Below are 20,204 nucleotides of genomic sequence, written 5' to 3'. Positions count from 1 at the left end.
GTTGCGAAGGCTTCGCCAGCAGCGCTAAAGCCTAGGTGGGGGCGTTTTCCTAAACCTCAAGGCAGCACAGTGAGTGACTCGCCCTGGCCGCACTGTTCAGCTATTGCGCTTCGTCTCAGTGCGCCACGGGATAAAGCAACTCTTCCCGGTAACCCGCCCACACGCGCAGCGCGTCAGGGAAGTCCGCATCCAACTGGACATCGCCACTGTCGACCAGTAACGCACGCCCTTCAAGGGTGGCCAACTTGCGTTTGGTTGCCACCACGCGTAGCTGCTCAAGGCCCACCGCACGCAGCACCCGCGGGCTGATCTGCTGGTTACCACGCCCGATAATATGGCCCTGACCGCCAATAGCCGTGACCAACAGCATGGCCGGACGACCTTCTACTAACTCAAACAACTGCGCTTCATTAACATCACGGGCGAGCACTTGGCCGTTCTCGATCACATCTACACCCAGCAAGGTGGTGTCCAAGCCTAGGTTGTGCGCCAAGCCGTGCAGGGTCGAGCCGGGGCCGAAGACATAACGCACATCGTCCTGCCAGCTTTCCTGCAACCAGTCGGCCAGCTCCGCCAGCACCAACTCCTCAGACTCCACACCCCCTTGTTTGACCTGCTGCACAAAGCCGCCCTCTTGCGGCACGGTCAGCTCGCCATACCAGCGGGCAGTCACCCGCCCCTCGCGCAGAGCGCTTTCGTCGATATCGCGTACCTCGGCATTCCCCAAACGCACCAAGCCGCCTTCGACCAAACGCACGCACAGTTCACCGGCTGCCTTGGGACTAACGGCATACACCCCGGACTGAATCTTCACCCCGGCCGGAATGCCCAGCACCGGCTGGCCGGCGCGCACCGCCGCGCAAATATCGCGGGCAGTACCGTCGCCGCCGGCAAATAGAATCAGGGCCACGCCTTGTTGTTGCAGAAGCTGCACCGCCGTGCGGGTGTCCTCAGCCGTGCTGGGCGCCGCCGACAAATGGCCGAGCACTTGGTGGTTAAAGCCCATCTGCGCCAACAGGTCGGCGCCCATGGCGGCGGGTAAACAGACGAACTGCAGCCGATCTTTAAGTGGCAATAACTGCTCGAGGGCAATTTGCGTGCGCTGCCCAGCCTTGGCCTCGATGCCCAGCGCCTGGGCCTGGGCAGCCATCCCATCACTGCCTTTAAAGCCCGCCGGGCCGCCCAAGCCTGCCAGTGGGTTAATGATCAAACCAATGCGAAACAGCGCCATAACACCCTCTAATCCGAGCCGTAGCGGCGGTCATCCTTTAGTCATCCACCCCTCCTACACTTGCGCCACCGCAAATCCCAGAGGGTTCCGAACATGCAAGCCACATCCGTAAAACCAGCACCATGCAAGCCACGCAGCAGCCGCGGTTATGTGGTGGATGAACACGGGCAAGAACAGCCCATCACCGAAGACATGATCCAACAAGCCTGCCGCGAACTGGAGCAGGCGCTGGCCCGGGCCACGCAACCACGACCGATTTTCAAACGTCGCTAAACCCAGCCCAGGCCGATTTACAGCGGCTTAGCCCCCAGCGCCTCGATCAAACTAACCAGTGCCGGGGCTGAGCCGTTTACCTGCACCTGCAAACCATCAATCTCACGCCGCACCGGATAGCTTTTGCGCAGCGCATCAAAGCCCGCGCGGCGTGCCTGCACATCACCGACTAAGCTGCGGCGGAAATTCGCGTCGTCCGCCCGTGGGTCATACACCGAACGGCACAGGGTGGTCAGTGCCCAGCTCAGATCAGCACTGGCATCCAGGGTCACACTGGGCAGCCAAGGCGTAGGCATCAACTCAGCCAAACGCCGCCGTGGCGCCATGCCCTGGTGGGCGCACCAGGCGTCATAGATCTGCGCCGTGCCGCGCAGCTTGCCCTCAAGGCTGTAGCCTGCGATATGCGGCGTGGCGATCCGGCACAGGCCGGCCAACTCGACATCGGCCTGCGGCTCGCCCTCCCACACGTCCAACACCACTTGGAGGTCCTTGCGCCGTTTAAGCAGCTCGCGCAGTGCGGCGTTATCCACCACCGCGCCACGGCTGGCATTGATCAGCCAAGTGCCCGGATTAAGCGCAGCCAAACGCGCCGCATCTAACAAGTGATGAGTGGCATGCTCGCCTTCACGGGTTAAAGGCGTGTGCAGGCTGAGCACATCGCACTGCTCCAGCACCTGCTCAAGGCTGACGTAGTCGCCACCTTCACGGGCTTGGCGCAGCGGATCGCAAGCCAATACCTTCCAGCCCAAAGCACGCAACACCTTAAGTAAGCGCCCACCAACCTGACCAACGCCCACCACCCCATAGGTGCGACTGGCGAGAGCCTGGCCTTGTTGCTCCGCCAGCAGCAATAAACTGCTCAGCACATAGTCGACCACGCCACGGGCGTTACAGCCTGGCGCACGGGCCCAACCAATGCCGGCTTGCTGGAAATAATCGAGGTCTAGGTGATCAGTACCGATGGTGCAGGTGCCGACAAACTTAACCGGGGAGTCTTTTAACAGGGCGGCGTCCACCTCGGTCACTGAACGCACTAACAGCACATCGGCCTGGGCCACGCTGGCAGCATCGATGCGCCGGCCAGGTAGCCGGGTGATGGAGCCGAACTCGGCAAAAAACTCATCCAGCAGGGGAATATTTTCGTCAGCAACAATGCGCATGGCAGGGCTCCGCAAATCAGTCCGGCATTCTAGCAGGCTGCATACCGCCCTTGGCACAAGCACATTGGCCAAGCCGGGCAGACCGATGGGGAGGCACAAACTTTCCTGAGCAACTAGTCAGCGCGTAAACTTGCGCGTTTGCTCACCTGCTTGGATGCACTGAATGCCCGCCCAAACTCGCCCGCAACGGATTCGCGCTGAACTGGGTAGCCTGCTCAAGCTCGCCACCCCGATCATCATTGCCCAACTGGCCAGCACCGCCATGGGCTTTGTCGATGCGGTGATGGCCGGCCGGGTCAGCCCACAGGACTTGGCGGCGGTGGCGCTGGGCAATTCGATTTGGGTACCGGTATTCCTATTGATGACCGGCATTCTGCTGGCCACCACGCCCAAGGTCGCGCATTTCTTTGGCGCCGAGCAGGAGCAAGAGATTGGCCCGCTGCTGCGTCAAGCCATGTGGCTGGCCATTGTGGTCGGCCTTACGGGCGCACTGTTGCTGTGGAATGCTGAATTTGTTCTGCAGCTAATGCATGTTGACCCGCAGTTGATCAGCCTGGCCATGGGCTACTTACAAGGCATTGCCTGCGGCTTCCCGGCCATGGCCCTGTATTACGTGCTGCGCTGCTTTAGCGATGCCCTCGGCCGCACCCGGCCGAGCATGCTGATCGGCCTGAGCGGCTTGGCGCTGAATATTCCCCTTAACTACATCTTTATCTACGGCAAGCTTGGCGTTCCGGCCATGGGCGGCGTCGGCTGCGGCTGGGCCAGCGGGCTGGTAATGATCTACATGTTTGGCGCCATGTTGTGGTGGGTCAAAAGCGCTGCGGTGTACCAGCCCAGTCAGGTCTTCCGCCGGTTTGACTGGCCCCAGTGGGCGCCGATTCGCGGCTTGATCAGCGTCGGCCTGCCAATTGGCATCGCCGTATTTGCCGAGTCGAGCATCTTCGCCGTAATTGCCCTGTTGATTGGCGGCCTGGGCGCCACAGTGGTGGCGGGCCATCAAATCGCCCTCAACTTCAGCTCGCTGGTGTTTATGATCCCCTACTCCCTAGGCATGGCCGCGACCGTGCGGGTTGGCCAAGCACTGGGCCGTGGCGAACCCCGCGAGGCGCGTTTTGCCGCGGGTATCAGCATGGCCGCCGCGCTCGCCTATGCTTGCCTGTCGGCCAGCCTGATGCTGCTGCTAGACCGTCACATCGCCCAGATCTACACCCCCGATCCTGCCGTGATCGCCGTGGCCAGTACCTTGCTTCTGTACGCGGCACTGTTCCAGTTCTCCGACGCCATTCAGGTCACGGCAGCCGGCGCCCTGCGCGGCTATCAAGACACCCGGGTAACCATGCTGCTAACCCTGTTCGCCTATTGGGGCATTGGTTTGCCCGTGGGCTACGCCCTGGGTTTGAGCGATTGGTTCGGTCAGCCCAACGGCCCCAGCGGCTTGTGGCAAGGCTTGGTGGTGGGGCTCACCTGCGCCGCGCTGATGCTCACCGTGCGCCTCGTGCGCAGTGCGCGGCAACGCATCCGCGACCAGGCGCAGCGCAGCGACTTAGCCAAGGCCTGATCAGTCGAGCTTTTTGCGGATCAGGTAGAGGTAGGTATCGTTCTCTTGCGCCTGCTCGACCAACTCGTGGCCTAAGAACACGCAAAACTTGGGAATATCGCGGCGGGTCGAGGGGTCGGTGGCAATCACCTTAAGCAGGCCTCCAGCCGGTAAATCACGCACCTTGTTGTGCAACATCATCACTGGCTCAGGGCAGTTCAAACCGCTGGCATCGAGGGTGTCATCGGGCGTAGCGGTATTTTGCAAAGACATAACAAACTCCAATTACAGGCCGCCATTTTGGCCCAAAGCCACAGCAGAGGCTATCTGTGGCCTTGTGCCAAAACACGGCTTACTTACTCAGGCGACGCAGGTGACAGGTCACCTCTTCACGATCGTGATACAGCTGCTTGCAAGCAATCGACACCTTGATTTTACGTGCAGCAAAATCTTCTTCTAGGCGCGTCAGCAAGCGCTGCACTTCGGCATAGCGCTGCTTCATCGGCAGCTTGAGGTTGACCACCGCCTCGCGGCACAGGCCCTCACCGATCCAGGTGGCCAGCAAGGCCGCACTGCGCGCCGGTTTCTCGACGATGTCGCACACCATCCAGTCCACCGGCTGTTTAGGCTTGAAGGTAAAACCATCCACCATCAGATGCTGGACTAGACCGGTGTCCATCAAACTCTGCGCCATCGGGCCGTTATCGATGGCGGTAACCAACATGCCGCGCTTCACCAGTTGATAGGTCCAGCCACCGGGCGCAGCACCGAGGTCGACCCCGGTCATTTCATCGGACAAGCGCTCATCCCACTGCGCACGGGGAATAAAGGTGTGCCAGGCCTCCTCCAGCTTAAGCGTCGAACGGCTCGGCGCCTCGCGGGGGAACTTCAAACGCGGGATACCCATGGGCCACTGCGCCGAGTTACGCGGCGCAGCCTTGCCAACAAACACTTCACGGCCACTTTTAAAGGTCAGCAACAGGCGCGGCTTGCTGTCGTCTTCAACCAACTTGCCCGCCTTGCGCAGCGCAGTGCGCAGCGGCACTTCGAATTTTTTACAGAAGTTAGAAAGCTCTTTGCCCTCGTTGGTGTCCAGCACCTCCAACCACAGACTGCCGAATACCGGCAGCTCTTGCAGCTGCGCCAGCAGCACGCTGATGCGGTCCTTCTCCGGCAGCTCGATAAACTGCCCTTGAGCCCACTGCCTGGCAAAGATCAGTTGGCTGAAGCGCAGCTCATTGATTAAGCGTTCGGCCTCAGCCGCCTCGCCGCAGATAAATTCCACATAGGCGCTGTTCGGCTTGGCCTTGGCGTAGCCGCCAACTTGCTGGCGAGCAGCGTGTTCGGAGATTTCCGCGCAAAGTTCGTTTTCAAAGCCGGGGCGACAGTGCAACAACAAGCTATTCATCAGCATCCTCTCATTTCAAGCGCGGATGATACCTGAGTCTTAGTGCAGCCAAACTTAAGGTTTAACGGGCTTAAGCACCCGCCTTCGAGTTAAACTGCCACTATTGCCGCGCAGGCACTTCAAAGCCACGCCTAAAGCGCCTGCACTAGTTCTTCAGCACTCCCCTTTTACGACTTTGCTCCTATCGGCTATGCCCAGTGTGCGGGCTAAACTTTTGTCTGCTGCTGCCGACGTATTGGTAACGATTAAGGAATAACCACTGTTATGCGCAATAACCAACCCGTCACTCAGCATGAGCGTTCTTTCCCCGCCCAGCAGCGTCTTATTTCCACCACCGATCTCAAAGGGCAAATTACCTACTGCAACGAAGCCTTTATCGAGATCAGTGGCTTTACCCGTGACGAGTTGATTCGCTCCCCTCACAACCTAGTGCGTCACCCAGACGTGCCCTCGGCCGTATTCCAGCATATGTGGGATACCCTCAAGGCCGGGCGCCCGTGGATGGGGATCGTGAAAAACCGCTGCAAGAGTGGCGACCATTACTGGGTTAACGCCTACGTCACGCCGGTGAGTGAAAACAACCAAGTGATTGGCTATGAATCGGTGCGTTCCAAACCGACACCTGAGCAAGTGCGGCGGGCCGAGAACCTCTATCAACGGATCAACAGCGGCAAATCGGCGATCCCACAACGCGATAGCTGGCTACCAGTGCTGAAAAACTGGCTGCCCTATATCCTCATCAGCCAGATTAGCTTTGTGCTGGGCGTTTACCTGGACTCCAGCTGGGGCTTTGGTCTGGCTGCCGCCTTGGCCATGCCCTTGGGTTTGGCCGGTTTGAAATGGCAGATGCGCGGCCGTGAACGTCTGCTGCGCATGCTTGAGCAAAGCACCACCGACCCGCTGACCGCCCAGATGTACACCGACGCCCGTGGTCCTCAGGGCCGCCTGGAGATGGCCTTCCTCAGCCAAGAAGCGCGGCTGAAGACCTGCCTCACCCGCCTGCAGGACAACGCCGAGCAGCTCACCCTGCAAGCCAAGCAAGCCGACTCGCTGGCCCATAACAGCTCCAAGAGCCTGGAGCGCCAGCGCAGCGAGACTGACCAAGTCGCCACAGCGATTAACGAGATGGCCGCCACCACTCAGGAAGTGGCCAGCAACGTGAGCCGCACCGCCATGGCCACCCAGGAAGCCAACCGCTTGACCACTGCCGGGCGCAGCGTGACCCGTGAAACCCGCGAAGCGATTCAGCGCCTGTCCGAGTCCGTAGGTGATACCGGCGAAACCGTGACCCGCCTGGCCAACGACAGCAATGAAATTGGTGGCGTGGTTGACGTGATCAAAGGCATCGCCGATCAAACCAATCTGCTGGCCCTCAACGCGGCCATTGAGGCTGCACGTGCTGGCGAAATGGGCCGTGGCTTTGCGGTGGTGGCCGACGAGGTACGCTCCTTGGCGCAGCGCACCGCGGAATCGACCGAGCAGATTCATCAGTTGATCGCCAAACTGCAGCGCACCGCTGAAGAGGCGGTGGCAACCATGGAAGTCGGTCGCCAGCAAGCCAGCGAAGGGGTCGAGCGCGTGCAGAAGGCTGATGATGCGTTGGCCGGTATCAGCGCCGCAGTGGCCAATATCACGGACATGACCAACCAGATCGCGGCGGCGGCTGAAGAGCAAAGCGCCGTGGCCGAAGAGGTTAACCGTAGCATCACGACCATCGCCCAACTGGCCGACCAAACCGCAGGCGAAGCCCACGATATGGCGCTGCTCAGTGAAGCCTTAACCGCTACGGCCAACGGCCAGTACGCGCTGGTAGAACGTTTTAACCGCTAAGCCCATCGCGCACTGCCTGCCAGGCAGTGCGCGACCTCCCTGTGCCCCGCCTCACGTCCTGCTTTTCTAACCCTCTAGCCCTCAACCAACGTCCTTTGTCTGGCCAGTCTGCCACTTAGGATAGCGATTGCCTGGCCGTGCTTTACCTAGCCCAAACAACTGGCACAGGGCTCCTGCGCAATAGCCTGAAACCATGCCCAAGCGCCCTTCTTACGCCCATAAAAAAACGCGCAATGCCGGTTAGCCACTGCGCGTTGTCGGTATCGAAACAGCGCCACCCTAGGCAGCGCTGCTTGGCTTATTACAGGTTTTCGTAGCGGTTCATATCCAGCACCCCGGCCTCGATCGGGTTGGTCTGCTCCAGATAGGCCGACAGGTCATGGAAGTACAGCCAGAACTGCGGATTGGTGCGGCGGATACCCCAGCGCTCCACAACCTTATCGAAGGCGGCCTGATCACGGGCCGTCTCCATCGCCATGACGAACTCCGGCACCTGCGCCGCAGGCACGTTGAAGATAAAGTTCGGATAGCTACTGAGAACCCCCGGATAGATGGTCAGCGTGTCCAGCCAAGGCTGATAACGGCCCTCTTCGCCCATCATAAAGGCCACGTTACTGTGCGCACGGTTGCGCAGCATGCTGTAGACCACGCGGAAGCCATTCTCCATCTCCACCCGCAGCATGGTCGCTTCCGGCAGTCTGTCGATGACCTTGAGCGTCGCCGCCGGTTTGCTGGCCAAACGGCTCAGGGCTTGCTCGGCGTCTTGCAGCTGTGGTGGCAGGCGGCGCCGGTAGCAATAGGCATTGTGGCAACGGTTGATGGGGTCAGGTCGCGCGTTGAGGCTGCCATAACGGGCCAGCAAGGTCTCGGCAAACACCTCTTTGGCGTTGGTTTCAGGCAGATTCAAACCGGTGGGGGCCGAGCTGTTGACGTGCTGATAGTCCATCCAGGCCTTGAGCTTACCGGTGCCTTGATACCAGTCATCCAGATAGGCTTGGCGCGTACTAGGCGGCATCAAACGCAGGAAGTTGATTTCGGCACCGTTACGGATCAGGTCGAAATACAAACGAGTCTGGGCCTGGTGCGAGACATTGCCGAATACGTCGAAGTTAACCACCAACTGATAGTAGGTGCGCTCGAACAGCGGGTAATCCATCCACCACATCGTCTGCGGTACATCGCCAATCAAACCTTTACGCACCGAAGCACTGTCGTGCTGACGGAATACGCTCAGCAAGGCATTGTCGTTACCGGCCCAGATATGGGACCAGCTAGGTGCCGGAGAGTCGGCGTAGCGATCAAAGCGCAGTTCGGCATACTCATTACGCTTGTCACGGTAGGAGTGCCATACCGACAGCATGTCGACGATGCCATCCAATTGCCCTGGCAGCGCTAAAAACGGCTCCACCTGCTTACGATACTCAGGATCGGTGATAAACAGATCGCGTTTAGGGTCTTGGAAAAACACCCAGAAGTTATCGCGAATCACGTCAGTGGCGATTTGCCCGCGGCAAACTGGACCACGGATAAAGGTGCGCACGAAGTACTCAGCGTCATCCAACATAAATTGGTAACGCGCCTCGGCCGGAATCTCCGCGAAGGTGTCGAAGGGGTTAGCGCGGCGGCGAATACCATAGCCCGGCACCCGGTCAGCGACCCAGTCAGTGCCGTAGAACAGCTCTTTAATGTGCTCCAGCTTGGCCGCACTCAAGGCATAGGTGATGTGGGTTTTATGCACGATCACGCCTTGCACAGGCGTCAGGCGATAATAGAAGTGCGTGCCAGGGTCTTCGTTTGGCCGGCGGCTAGCGATGATGTCCACGGGCAAGCCGCTAGGTGTACGCGAACGCACCAGCTGGAAGAAGTGGCCAGTTTGATCTTGGTCATCGCTGAAGTACAAATGGGCCAAGAACAAGTGTTCATAGAGCCAGCGCGAAACCAGCGACTCACGAGCACCCGGGGCATTAAAGAAGCCTTCCCAGATGGCAATTTTCTGCTGCTCTGTAGCCGTTGGCTCAATAGGCACCTGATCGACCACGGCGCCTTGCGCCAGCCAATCTTGCAGGGTTTTATAATCGCCAGGCTGCAAGCCAGTGACCGCAAAGGGCATGCCTGACATGGGGTTTTTACTGGCAAATTGGTCAAAGTTTTCCGGGCGTGGGCATTGGTTCAAGCGATCAATGCTGATATCCAAATCCGCGGGCAGCTTTTGGTTCGCGGCAAAGGTTTGGCTATGACCTAATTTCAGCATGCGGGCCATCAGTGCCGCTTGACTGCCTTGCTGCTCCAGCACCGAGTAGAAGCCCTTACGTTGCCATGCTTCAGGACTGTGGGCATCGATATAAATGCGCGTGGTTTCCTGCGCCTTGGTCCGCGAGCCGTTGTAAACGGGCAAGGCGTTAGCACCGCGCTGGGCCCCTTCGCCGCTGCCTAAATTCAGCTGGCAAGGCGCGTCGTAGCAGGCGTGGCAGGCGATACAGTTTTTAGTGAAGATGGGTTGAACGTCACGGGTGTATGAAATGGTCGGTTCTGCTTGTGCTGAAGATATAAACCAGCAACAAAGAGCCAGAAGTATGCGAAGAAACATTTTGGTGGGAATCTCAGACTATCTCAGGCGCGAATTTTACTCCCCTTAACACCTAAGTGGAGTCCCTTATTCATGAACATAATTCATCTAGAATCTAGCCTAGCGGAAAAAACCCGTAGCTTTGTTATTATCGCCGCCCCTTGTTTCTGCTCCAGGTAGCCCCATGTCCGATCGTAACGCCCGTCAGCAAGCCCTGAAAAAGGCCTTATCCGAGCGCATCCTGATTCTCGATGGTGGCATGGGCACCATGATCCAAAGCTACAAGCTGGAGGAGCAGGATTACCGTGGCGAACGCTTTGCCGACTGGCACCAAGATGTCAAAGGCAACAACGATCTGCTGATCTTGAGCCGCCCCGATGTCATCGGCGCTATCGAAAAAGCCTATCTGGACGCCGGTGCCGACATCCTCGAAACCAACACCTTTAACGCCACCCAAGTGTCCCAGGCCGACTACGGTATGGAAGCGCTGGTGTATGAGCTCAACGTTGAAGGCGCGCGCCTGGCCCGCCGCGTGGCGGATGCGAAAACCCTGGAAACCCCAGAGCGTCCGCGCTTTGTCGCAGGCGTGCTCGGCCCTACCAGCCGCACGTGCTCGATCAGCCCTGACGTCAATGATCCTGGCTACCGCAACATCACCTTTGATGAGCTGGTGGAGAACTACACCGAAGCCACCAAGGGTTTGATCGAGGGCGGCGCCGACCTGATCCTGATCGAAACCATCTTCGACACCCTCAACGCCAAGGCCGCGATCTTTGCCGTGCAAGGCGTGTACGAAGAACTGGGTTTCGAATTGCCGATCATGATTTCCGGCACCATCACCGACGCTTCCGGCCGTACCCTCTCGGGCCAGACCACCGAAGCGTTCTGGAACTCAGTCAGCCACGCCCAGCCGATCTCCGTGGGCCTCAACTGCGCCTTGGGCGCCAAGGACCTGCGTCCTTATTTGGCCGAGCTTGCGGCCAAGGCCGACACCCATGTTTCGGCTCACCCGAACGCCGGCCTGCCCAACGCCTTTGGTGAATACGATGAAACCCCGGCGGAGATGGCCGCCGTGGTCGAAGAATTTGCCGCCAGTGGCTTTTTGAACATCATCGGCGGCTGCTGCGGCACTACGCCTGCGCACATCCGGGCCATCGCCGAGGCCGTGGCCAAGCACCCGCCGCGAGTGATCCCGGAGATTGCCAAAGCCTGTCGCCTGTCTGGCCTTGAGCCGTTCACCATCGACCGCAACTCGTTGTTTGTGAACGTCGGTGAACGCACCAACATCACCGGCTCGGCTAAGTTCGCCCGGCTGATCCGTGAAGAGAATTACACCGAGGCCCTGGAAGTCGCCTTGCAACAGGTGGAAGCCGGCGCCCAGGTGATCGACATCAACATGGACGAGGGCATGCTCGACTCCAAAGCGGCCATGGTCAAATTCCTCAATTTGATCGCCGGCGAGCCGGACATCTCCCGCGTGCCGATCATGATCGACTCGTCGAAATGGGACGTGATCGAAGCCGGCCTTAAGTGCATCCAGGGCAAGGGCATCGTCAACTCGATCTCGATGAAAGAAGGCGTGGAGCAGTTCAAGCACCACGCGCGTCTGTGCAAGCGCTATGGCGCTGCCGTGGTGGTGATGGCCTTCGACGAAGCCGGCCAGGCCGACACCGCTGCGCGCAAGCGGGAGATCTGCCAGCGCAGCTACGACATTCTGGTGAATGAAGTCGGCTTCCCGCCGCAGGACATCATCTTCGACCCGAACATCTTCGCCGTGGCTACCGGCATCGAAGAGCACAACAACTACGCCGTCGACTTTATCGAAGCCTGCGCCTATATCCGTGATCACCTGCCCTACGCCCTGTCCAGCGGCGGCGTGAGCAACGTGTCGTTCTCCTTCCGCGGCAACAACCCGGTGCGTGAGGCGATCCACTCGGTCTTCCTTTATTACGCGATCCAAAACGGCCTCACCATGGGCATCGTTAACGCCGGCCAGCTGGAGATCTACGACCAGATCCCGCAAGAGCTGCGTGACGCCGTGGAAGACGTGGTGCTCAACCGCAACGCCGGCGCCACCGAAGCGCTGCTGGCCATCGCCGACAACTACAAAGGCGACGGCAGCGTTAAGGAAGTCGAGAACGAAGAATGGCGTTCGCTGCCGGTCGATAAACGCCTGGAGCATGCCCTGGTCAAGGGCATCACCGCGTTTATCGTCGAGGACACCGAAGAGTGCCGCCAGCAATGCGCGCGTCCCATCGAGGTGATCGAAGGCCCGCTTATGAGCGGGATGAACGTGGTCGGCGACCTGTTCGGCGCCGGCAAAATGTTCCTGCCGCAAGTGGTGAAATCCGCCCGCGTCATGAAGCAGGCCGTAGCGCACCTGATCCCCTTTATCGAAGCGGAAAAAGGCGACAAGCCCGAGGCCAAGGGCAAGATTCTCATGGCCACGGTAAAAGGCGACGTGCATGACATTGGCAAGAACATCGTCGGTGTGGTGCTCGGCTGCAACGGCTACGACATCGTCGATCTGGGCGTGATGGTGCCAGCAGAGAAAATCCTCCAGGTCGCGCGCGAGGAGAAGTGCGACATCATTGGCCTGTCTGGCCTGATCACCCCATCGCTCGATGAGATGGTCCATGTGGCCCGTGAGATGCAGCGTCAGGACTTCCACCTGCCACTGATGATCGGTGGCGCCACCACCTCCAAAGCGCACACGGCGGTGAAGATCGAGCCTAAGTATCAAAACGACGCCGTGGTTTACGTCACCGACGCCTCCCGCGCCGTGGGTGTGGCGACCCAATTGCTGTCGAAAGAACTGAAGGCGGATTTCGTTGAACGCACACGCCTCGACTACATCGAGGTGCGTGAACGCACCGCCAACCGCAGTGCCCGTACCGAGCGTTTGAGCTATGCCGCGGCCGTGGCGAACAAACCACAATTCGACTGGACCAACTACCAGCCGAGCGTACCGACCTTCACCGGCGCGCGGGTGCTGGACGATATCGACCTTAACGTGCTGGCCGAGTACATCGACTGGACGCCGTTCTTTATCTCCTGGGATCTGGCCGGCAAGTTCCCACGCATCCTGAGCGATGAAGTGGTTGGTGAAGCCGCCACAGCGCTGTACGCCGATGCCCAGGCGATGCTGAAAAAGCTGATCGACGAGAAGCTGATCCGTGCCCGCGCCGTATTTGGTTTCTGGCCAGCCAATCAGGTGGCCGATGATGACCTGCAAGTGCTCGGCGACGACGGCCAAGTGCTGACCACCCTGCACCACTTGCGTCAACAAACAATCAAACCCGATGGCAAGCCGAACTACAGCCTGGCGGACTTTGTCGCCCCGCAAGAGAGCGGCATCACCGATTACGTGGGTGGCTTTATCACCACCGCCGGCATCGGCGCCGAGGAAGTGGCCAAGGCCTACCAAGACGCCGGCGACGACTACAACTCGATCATGGTCAAAGCCCTCGCCGACCGCCTGGCCGAAGCCTGTGCTGAATGGCTGCACGAACAAGTGCGCAAAACCCATTGGGGCTACGCCGCTGACGAGCAACTGAGCAACGACGAGCTGATCAAGGAAGCTTACAAAGGCATCCGCCCGGCCCCGGGCTACCCGGCGTGTCCAGATCACACCGAGAAGAAAACCCTGTTCGCCCTGCTCGATCCAGCGGCCGAGTTCAACAAGGCCGGCAAAAGCGGCGTGTTCCTCACCGAGCACTACGCCATGTTCCCGGCAGCGGCGGTCAGCGGCTGGTACTTCGCTCACCCACAGGCGCAGTACTTTGCCGTGGGTAAAATCGATAAGGACCAAGTCGAGAGCTACACCGAACGCAAACAACAGGCGCTCAACGTCACCGAACGCTGGTTGGCGCCGAACCTGGGCTACGACAACTAAGCAAAAGCCCAAGTAAGGTAGGCACCCGCAAGGTGGATTAGCCGCGCAACCCGTAAGGTGGATCAACCCGTAGGGTGGATTAGCCGCGCAGCGGCGTGATCCACCACACACCAACGCCAAGCGCGCAGGCAAAACACAACGGTGCACGCGCCTGTGCGGCGATTGCACCCAACGATAAGAGCACCACACCCGTAGGGTGGATTAGCCGCCAAGCGGCGTGATCCACCACTGACCAACGCCAAGCGCGCAGGCAAAACACAACGATGCAAGCGCCTCTGCGGCGATTGCACCCAACGATAAGAGCACCACACCCGTAGGGTGGATTAGCCGCAAAGCGGCGTAATCCACCACTGATCAACGCCAAGCGCGCAGGCAAAACACAACGGTGCAAGCGCCTCTGCGGCGATTGCACCCAACGATAAGAGCACCACACCCGTAGGGTGGATTAGCCGCGCAGCGGCGTAATCCACCACGGCGTAACAAGATTGCCAACCACCACAGGATCTTCATGCACACACTTGAGCAACTGCGCAGCGGCCAACTGCAAGGCATCACACGCCTGGATCTGGCGGCTGATCTGACGGAACTGCCAGAAGAAGTTTTCCAACTGGCGGACAGCTTGGAGGTGCTCAATCTTTCCAATAATCGCCTCAGCGACCTGCCCAGCACCCTGCCCCGCCTGCATAAACTGCGGGTGCTGTTTTGCTCGGATAATCCCTTCACGGCCTTGCCGCAAGTCCTCGGTCAATGTCCGCAGCTGGAAATGGTTGGCTTTAAGTCATGCCAAATCGAGCAGGTGGCCGCCGACGCATTGTCAGCCAAGCTGCGCTGGTTAATCCTCACTGATAACCGCATCAGCCAACTGCCCGAAGCCCTAGGCGACTGCCAATACCTGCAAAAGCTGATGCTGGCCGGCAACCGCCTGACCAGCCTGCCCGCCAGCCTCAGCCGGTGCCATAACCTAGAGCTGCTGAGGATCGCCGCCAATCGCCTGCAGGCGCTGCCAGACTGGCTGCTTAAGCTGCCGCGCTTAGCCTGGCTGGCCTATGCCGGCAATCCTTTCTGTGCGCATTTAGAACAGGCTCCGGCGGCCACACTGATCCCGCGCGAACAACTGAGCTACGCCGAGCTGCTCGGCCAAGGCGCCTCCGGGATTATCCATGCAGCCACCTGGCAAGCGCCTGGACAGCCAGCGCAAGAGGTCGCGGTGAAACACTTTAAGGGCCAGATGACCAGCGACGGCCTGCCCCACTGCGAAATGGCCGCCTGCTTACTGGCTGGCGAACAGCACAACCTAATCCGCGTGGCCGGCGCTCTGCAGACCGCAGCCGATGAGCCACCCGCCTTGGTCCTTGAGCGAATCAGCAGCGCCTACCAAGTGCTGGCCGCCCCCCCTTCGCTGAGCAGTTGCAGCCGCGACTGCTACGCCCCAGAGCAGCAGTTCAGCCTCAAACAACTGCTGTCCATCGCCCACGGCGCTGCTGCGGCCGCCAGCCACTTGCATCAGCGCGGCATCCTCCACGGCGACCTTTACGGCCATAACCTATTGGTCAAGCCAAGCGGCCACACCCTGCTCGGCGATTTCGGCGCCGCCTCGCGCTTCGACCCGCAAACCGAACAAGGCCAAGCCTTGCAACGTATCGAAATACGCGCCTGGGGGATTTTGCTGGAGGAGCTGATACAACGCTGCCCTGAGGCTCAGGCGACAGAACTGCTGAGCTTGGCGCAGGCATGTATGCAGGAGGATCTGCAACAACGCCCGAGCTTTAGTGAGGCCGTAGCAAAACTCGCGGCCTTGCTGGCAGCCCTTAACTGACATCGCTGGTATTGCTCGGCCAGGCATACCGCTTAATAAGCTGCAACCGGCGTTAGGCCGAGCAAACCAACACAGAGCATTAACCTCAGCCTGCGCAAATCGTGCAGCAGGATCTGGAACCTCGCCTCAGCAGCGCCCTCTCAATGCCAATACAGCGCCAACACCCGCGCTGCATTCGCTGGAGTGATCATTGATGCTCAAGGCCGCCAACCTATCCGCACTACCTCACATTGAGCACGGCTTCGGCCACGCCAATGAGCCGAGCAAGCCGCCAGTCCTGCTCTATCTCGACCAGCAACATGCGGGTCAAGTGGTACAAGTAAAGGGCCATGAGCAAGCCGGATTGATCCAAGCTGACGCCCTCTTCACCACCAGCAATCGGCCCATTGCAGTAATCACCGCCGATTGCCTGCCGATTTTAATTAGCAGCACAGAGCGGCCATTTGTGGCCGCCATTCACGCAGGCTGGCAGGGCTTAGTCGCCAATATTATTAACCACTCCTTTGCAGCCTTTGAGGCCTTTGGCATACCGAGGCACAGTCTGAGAGTGGCCATAGGGCCGTCCATCAAAAAATGTTGCTACGAGGTCAGCTGGCCGCTGCTAGAACGTATCGAACAGGTCCACGGTGAGCTTTGCACAACGGCCCCAGCGCTCTGGCACAAACAGCAGCCCATTAGCCGCAACCCGAGCAAACAGGCTGCGGTTAATGGCGGCGAACTTTGGCTGGACTTAGAGGCTTACTGTCGGCGATTACTTAGCAGGGAGTTAGATGATCAGCAGATTGAGGTGAGCGAACAGTGCACCTATTGCTCTGCACAGAACTTGGACAGCTACCGCAGACGGCAACACTTTCCTCAAGCCAGAGCACCGCAGTACTCATGGATTGGTCTGACGCTTTAAGTCAGACCTAGCCACGGTTTGGCAATGCAACACTGCGGTGATACCCGCCGGAGTTATTCGGCAGATATCAGCACAACCAGACGGCCTAAAGAGAATTAGGCTTGCAGCTCTTGCTCAGTAAACAGATCACTAAACAGCATGCTCGACAGATAACGCTCACCGGAGTCTGGCAGGATCACTACGATGGTTTTGCCTTGCATCGCCGGTTCCTCGGCAATCTTTAGCGCAGCGGCCATGGCGGCGCCACAGGAGATGCCGCAGAGGATGCCCTCTTCACGCATCAGGCGCAGCGCCACGGCCTTGGAGTCGTCATCGCTGACCAGCTCGACGCGGTCCACCAGGCTCAAATCTAAGTTGCCCGGCACAAAGCCCGCGCCGATGCCTTGGATCTTGTGCGGGGACGGTTTCACTTCGCTGCCGGCCAAGGTCTGCGTGATGACAGGCGAGCCAACCGGCTCCACCGCCACCGAGATAATCGCCTTGCCCTTGGTCTTTTTGATATAGCGCGAGATCCCGCTGATGGTGCCGCCAGTACCGACGCCGGCAACCAATACATCCACGGCACCTTCGGTGTCGTTCCAGATTTCCGGGCCGGTGGTTTTTTCGTGAATCGCCGGGTTAGCCGGGTTGCTGAATTGCTGCGGCATAAAGTAATCGCTGCTGCTAGCCGCCAGCTCTTCGGCCTTTTCGATGGCACCTTTCATGCCCTTGGCCGGCTCGGTCAATACCAGCTCAGCGCCCAGGGCCTTGAGCACTTTGCGCCGTTCCAGACTCATGGATGCCGGCATGGTCAGCACCAGCTTGTAGCCCTTGGCCGCCGCGACAAAAGCCAGACCAATGCCAGTGTTACCACTGGTGGGCTCGACGATGGTCATACCCGGCTTGAGCACACCGCGTTCTTCAGCATCCCAAATCAGGTTAGCGCCGATGCGGCACTTTACCGAGTAACCAGGGTTACGCCCTTCGATCTTGGCCAAAATGGTCACACCACTTGGGCCTAAGCGGTTAATCCGTACCAGCGGAGTGTTACCAATGGCGTGGGCGTTATCAGCAAAAATACGGCTCATGGTCTGATCCTTTTGGCGGCAGGCGAAGTTGCGCAAAACATAAGGTGAACAAGCCTAAGTCGCGGGCGAGCGGGCGTCCAGTCTAGGCTGGGGTAAACTGGAAACCTATTGGCCCAGATCAAGTCTGCATAGTTATGAAGAAACGTTATCGCATCCCGCTGTTCACCCTAGTGTTTTTGGCCGTGGCCTTGATTGCCCTGCATATCGCCCTGCCCGTATTAGTGCGCGACTACTTAAATAAGCAGCTCGCCGACATGGGCGATTACCGTGGCCATATCGCCGATATTGATCTCGCCCTATGGCGCGGCGCTTATAAGATCAACGACCTGCAAATCGTTAAGGTTAACGGCAAGGTCCCAGTCCCCCTGCTTAAAGCCCCCAGTATTGATTTAGCCGTCAGTTGGCGCGCTTTGTGGCAGCAGCGCGCCGTGGTGGCCGAGGTGGAGTTTGTGCAGCCCGAGCTGACCTTTGTCGACGGCGGCAATGCGGCTAACTCACAAACCGGTGAAGGGGTCGACTGGCGCGCGCAGTTGCGTGGCCTGCTGCCTATCCATTTGAATGACGTGCGCGTGATCGATGGCACCCTGGCCTTTCGCAACTTCACCGCGCAACCAGCGGTTGATCTCAAAGCCACCCAGCTCAACGCCCAAGTGCGCAATCTCACCAACGTCAGCGACAGCACACAACCACGCCCCGCCACGCTTAACGTCAATGCTCAGGTACTGGGTAACGCACCGCTGGAGTTGAAAAGCGCTTTCGATCCGCTGGGTGAACTGGATGACTTTGACCTGCAATTGCGTATTACCCAAATCCAACTCAAACAGCTCAATAGCTTCACCCGCGCCTATGCCAATTTCGACTTTGCCAGCGGCAATGGCGACATGGTGCTGGAGCTACAAGCACGCCAGGGCAAACTCAAGGGCTACGCCAAACCCCTACTGCGCCAAGCGGAAATTTTTAACTGGCAGCAAGACGTCGCAGCCAAAGATAAGAGCCTGCTCAATGGACTCTGGGAAGCGCTAGTGGGCAGCGGCGGCTGGATCTTTAAGAATCACCGGCAGGATCAACTGGCCACCCGCGTGGAGATTCGCGGTGATCTCAATGCTTACGAGATCAGCCGCTGGCAGGCATTTAAGGCCATCCTGCGCAACGCCTTTGTGCAGGCTTTTAACAGCCAGTTTGATAGCCAACAGCGCTAAAGCTGGCGGCAATTAGCGGTGGCTGGCAGGGCTGGACTGCGCGGCAAATTGCGCGGCCAGCTGGGCATCCGGCGCCACTCCGGGAGCCCCTGTGCGATACAGCTCAGCCAGGCGATAGGCCGCAGCCGGATGGCCAGCTTGGGCCGCTTGCGTCCACCAGTTGAGTGCTTGGCTGGAGTCCGGCTCATGCTGGGCGTCGCCCGCAAGGCTTAACACCCCCAACTGATAAGCCGACTTCGCGTCACCGGCCTTGGCCGCCAAACTCAGCAGGCGCCGTCCTTCATTACGGGCACCGAGGCCCTGGCCGCGAAATAACAATATATGCCCATAAAAGCTCTGCGCCTGGCGATCGCCCAGGTTCGCCATACGCGAGAACTGCCCCTCCATCCACTGCCAGGCCCGTGGTTGCTTGATCAACCACTGCCAATGAAACAGGCGCCGGGCCAACCAGTAACTCACGCGCGCGCGCAAGGCATGCCAAATCATGGTTGCTCCCCGTAATCAAATTCAAAAACCCGCGCCACTTCAGCGGCGTGCCAAGAAGCAGCAGCCACACCATCCACGGCCCCGTGGAAGCGACCTAAGCGACTGATGTACTCGAAGAACCCCGTGCGCGGCAAGCGACTGGCGCCCTGACTGATGACCAAAGCACTGCGCAGTGGGCGCTGCTGCTTGGCATCCAAAGCGGCCAGGTATTCTAGTGCCGCAGTGAGGGTCTGCATGGCCGGCGTTGGCAGCTCAAGGCGCTCGATCAGAGCACGATAGGTCAGCAAATGACGGCGCTGCCGGGCTTGTTCGAGTTCATTGAGTAACGCCTGCCAATGCTGCCGACTGATACGCACAGTCAAGGCTGTGGCTCCCAGCCGGCTACCCCCAAATGCCAGGCCAAGGCCCGCTGAATGGCCGCATCCGGCACACGCTCAGCGCTCTCGATCATATTCAGATAGTGCGGGCTGATGCCCACGGTGCGCGCCAACTGCTCAACGCTTAAGCCCTTGGCCTCACGCAATGCACTGAGTTGCTTAAGGTTGGCCAGCGCTTGTGGCTGGACACTGGCTTGATTGCGGCCAGCCTCTACCAGCGGCTGGCCTGCGGCCTTAAGTAAGGCTTGATACTCTGCCCAAGGTACCACCGCGTACTCGGGCTCACCGTCACGCTCAATTACTTGCACTGGCATTTATATTCCCCAACTGCGCACATCCAATGTGACTGAAACGTCCATGCTAAAGGACTATGGTAACAGCCCGGTTACGCGGCCAACTTGAATAAAGGCCGCCTCCAGGCACAAAAAAATTCACTGGCAAAATCTGTACGAGCC

The 20,204-nt window shown here is 59.3% G+C and carries 16 protein-coding genes and 1 pseudogene; 8 read left to right on the top strand and 9 right to left on the bottom strand.

Annotation, left to right across the window (positions count from 1 at the left end; genetic code table 11):
• Positions 1-115: 115 nt before the first annotated feature.
• A complete protein-coding gene (locus NTD81_RS07150; RefSeq protein ID WP_262180954.1) occupies positions 116-1,231 on the bottom strand; it encodes an ATP-NAD kinase family protein in 1,116 nt (371 codons plus the stop codon).
• Positions 1,232-1,324: 93 nt separating this feature from the next.
• Here NTD81_RS07150 and NTD81_RS07145 point away from each other — a divergent pair, with 93 nt between their 5' ends.
• Positions 1,325-1,504, top strand: coding sequence for a PA1571 family protein (locus NTD81_RS07145; RefSeq protein WP_262180952.1), 180 nt, complete (start codon positions 1,325-1,327; stop codon positions 1,502-1,504).
• 17 nt (positions 1,505-1,521) lie between these two features.
• Here NTD81_RS07145 and pdxB read toward each other — a convergent pair whose 3' ends face one another.
• Positions 1,522-2,664 (bottom strand): 4-phosphoerythronate dehydrogenase PdxB, encoded by a 1,143-nt coding sequence (pdxB, locus tag NTD81_RS07140; RefSeq protein WP_262180949.1) that lies wholly within the window; start codon positions 2,662-2,664, stop codon positions 1,522-1,524.
• 163 nt (positions 2,665-2,827) lie between these two features.
• Between pdxB and NTD81_RS07135 the strand changes: the two genes are divergently transcribed.
• Positions 2,828-4,225 carry an MATE family efflux transporter gene (locus NTD81_RS07135; RefSeq protein ID WP_262180947.1) on the top strand — a complete coding sequence of 466 codons (1,398 nt, stop codon included), beginning with the start codon at positions 2,828-2,830 and terminating at the stop codon, positions 4,223-4,225.
• Here NTD81_RS07135 and tusA read toward each other — a convergent pair whose 3' ends face one another.
• Both tusA and rlmM read right to left on the bottom strand, forming a co-directional pair.
• Positions 4,226-4,477 (bottom strand): sulfurtransferase TusA, encoded by a 252-nt coding sequence (tusA, locus tag NTD81_RS07130; protein WP_262180945.1) that lies wholly within the window; start codon positions 4,475-4,477, stop codon positions 4,226-4,228. It lies immediately after the preceding gene.
• 79 nt (positions 4,478-4,556) lie between these two features.
• Entirely contained in the window at positions 4,557-5,612 is a 1,056-nt protein-coding gene (gene rlmM / locus NTD81_RS07125; RefSeq protein WP_262180943.1) for a 23S rRNA (cytidine(2498)-2'-O)-methyltransferase RlmM, read from the bottom strand.
• A 264-nt stretch (positions 5,613-5,876) separates the two neighbouring features.
• Between rlmM and NTD81_RS21410 the strand changes: the two are divergent.
• Positions 5,877-6,206 (top strand): annotated as a pseudogene (locus tag NTD81_RS21410) (PAS domain-containing protein); the annotation flags it as partial.
• A 219-nt stretch (positions 6,207-6,425) separates the two neighbouring features.
• Positions 6,426-7,442 (top strand): methyl-accepting chemotaxis protein, encoded by a 1,017-nt coding sequence (locus NTD81_RS21405; protein ID WP_410017135.1) that lies wholly within the window; start codon positions 6,426-6,428, stop codon positions 7,440-7,442.
• A 301-nt stretch (positions 7,443-7,743) separates the two neighbouring features.
• Here NTD81_RS21405 and NTD81_RS07115 read toward each other — a convergent pair whose 3' ends face one another.
• The gene (locus NTD81_RS07115; protein WP_262180939.1) at positions 7,744-10,029 is read right to left on the bottom strand and encodes a fatty acid cis/trans isomerase; all 2,286 of its coding nucleotides are present in this window, start codon (positions 10,027-10,029) and stop codon (positions 7,744-7,746) included.
• A gap of 163 nt (positions 10,030-10,192) precedes the next feature.
• Here NTD81_RS07115 and metH point away from each other — a divergent pair, with 163 nt between their 5' ends.
• The 3 genes from metH to NTD81_RS07100 all read left to right on the top strand — a co-directional run bounded on the left by metH (position 10,193) and on the right by NTD81_RS07100 (position 16,620).
• Positions 10,193-13,903, top strand: a complete 3,711-nt coding sequence (gene metH, locus NTD81_RS07110) for a methionine synthase (protein ID WP_262180937.1) — start codon at positions 10,193-10,195, stop codon at positions 13,901-13,903.
• A 508-nt stretch (positions 13,904-14,411) separates the two neighbouring features.
• Complete coding sequence (locus NTD81_RS07105) at positions 14,412-15,719, top strand: leucine-rich repeat-containing protein kinase family protein (RefSeq protein WP_262180935.1); 1,308 nt, start codon at positions 14,412-14,414, stop codon at positions 15,717-15,719.
• A 193-nt stretch (positions 15,720-15,912) separates the two neighbouring features.
• Entirely contained in the window at positions 15,913-16,620 is a 708-nt protein-coding gene (locus NTD81_RS07100; protein ID WP_262180933.1) for a polyphenol oxidase family protein, read from the top strand.
• A 95-nt stretch (positions 16,621-16,715) separates the two neighbouring features.
• On the opposite strand, the gene cysK is transcribed toward NTD81_RS07100, so the two are convergent.
• A complete protein-coding gene (cysK, locus tag NTD81_RS07095; RefSeq protein WP_262180931.1) occupies positions 16,716-17,687 on the bottom strand; it encodes a cysteine synthase A in 972 nt (323 codons plus the stop codon).
• Between the two features lie 134 nt (positions 17,688-17,821).
• Here cysK and NTD81_RS07090 point away from each other — a divergent pair, with 134 nt between their 5' ends.
• Positions 17,822-18,886 (top strand): DUF748 domain-containing protein, encoded by a 1,065-nt coding sequence (locus tag NTD81_RS07090; RefSeq protein ID WP_262180929.1) that lies wholly within the window; start codon positions 17,822-17,824, stop codon positions 18,884-18,886.
• Positions 18,887-18,898: 12 nt separating this feature from the next.
• Here the strand turns inward: NTD81_RS07090 and NTD81_RS07085 are convergent, their stop codons facing one another.
• Genes NTD81_RS07085 through NTD81_RS07075 form a run of 3 tightly spaced genes read right to left on the bottom strand, consistent with a single transcriptional unit; the run spans position 18,899 to position 20,063 of the window.
• The gene (locus NTD81_RS07085; protein WP_262180927.1) at positions 18,899-19,372 is read right to left on the bottom strand and encodes a sel1 repeat family protein; all 474 of its coding nucleotides are present in this window, start codon (positions 19,370-19,372) and stop codon (positions 18,899-18,901) included.
• On the bottom strand, positions 19,369-19,734 hold the full coding sequence (locus NTD81_RS07080; protein ID WP_262180925.1) for a hypothetical protein: 366 nt from the start codon (positions 19,732-19,734) through the stop codon (positions 19,369-19,371). Before NTD81_RS07080 ends, NTD81_RS07085 begins: the two co-directional genes overlap by 4 nt.
• Positions 19,731-20,063, bottom strand: a complete 333-nt coding sequence (locus NTD81_RS07075; protein ID WP_262180923.1) for a multiprotein-bridging factor 1 family protein — start codon at positions 20,061-20,063, stop codon at positions 19,731-19,733. The genes NTD81_RS07080 and NTD81_RS07075 overlap by 4 nt, the downstream gene beginning before the upstream one ends.
• Positions 20,064-20,204: the final 141 nt, after the last annotated feature.

This window comes from Pseudomonas sp. 5P_3.1_Bac2 (genome assembly GCF_025465995.1).
GTDB lineage: Bacteria > Pseudomonadota > Gammaproteobacteria > Pseudomonadales > Pseudomonadaceae > Aquipseudomonas.
The sequence above is the reverse complement of the archived record's forward strand: the minus strand, read 5'-3'. Positions and strand labels throughout refer to the sequence as shown.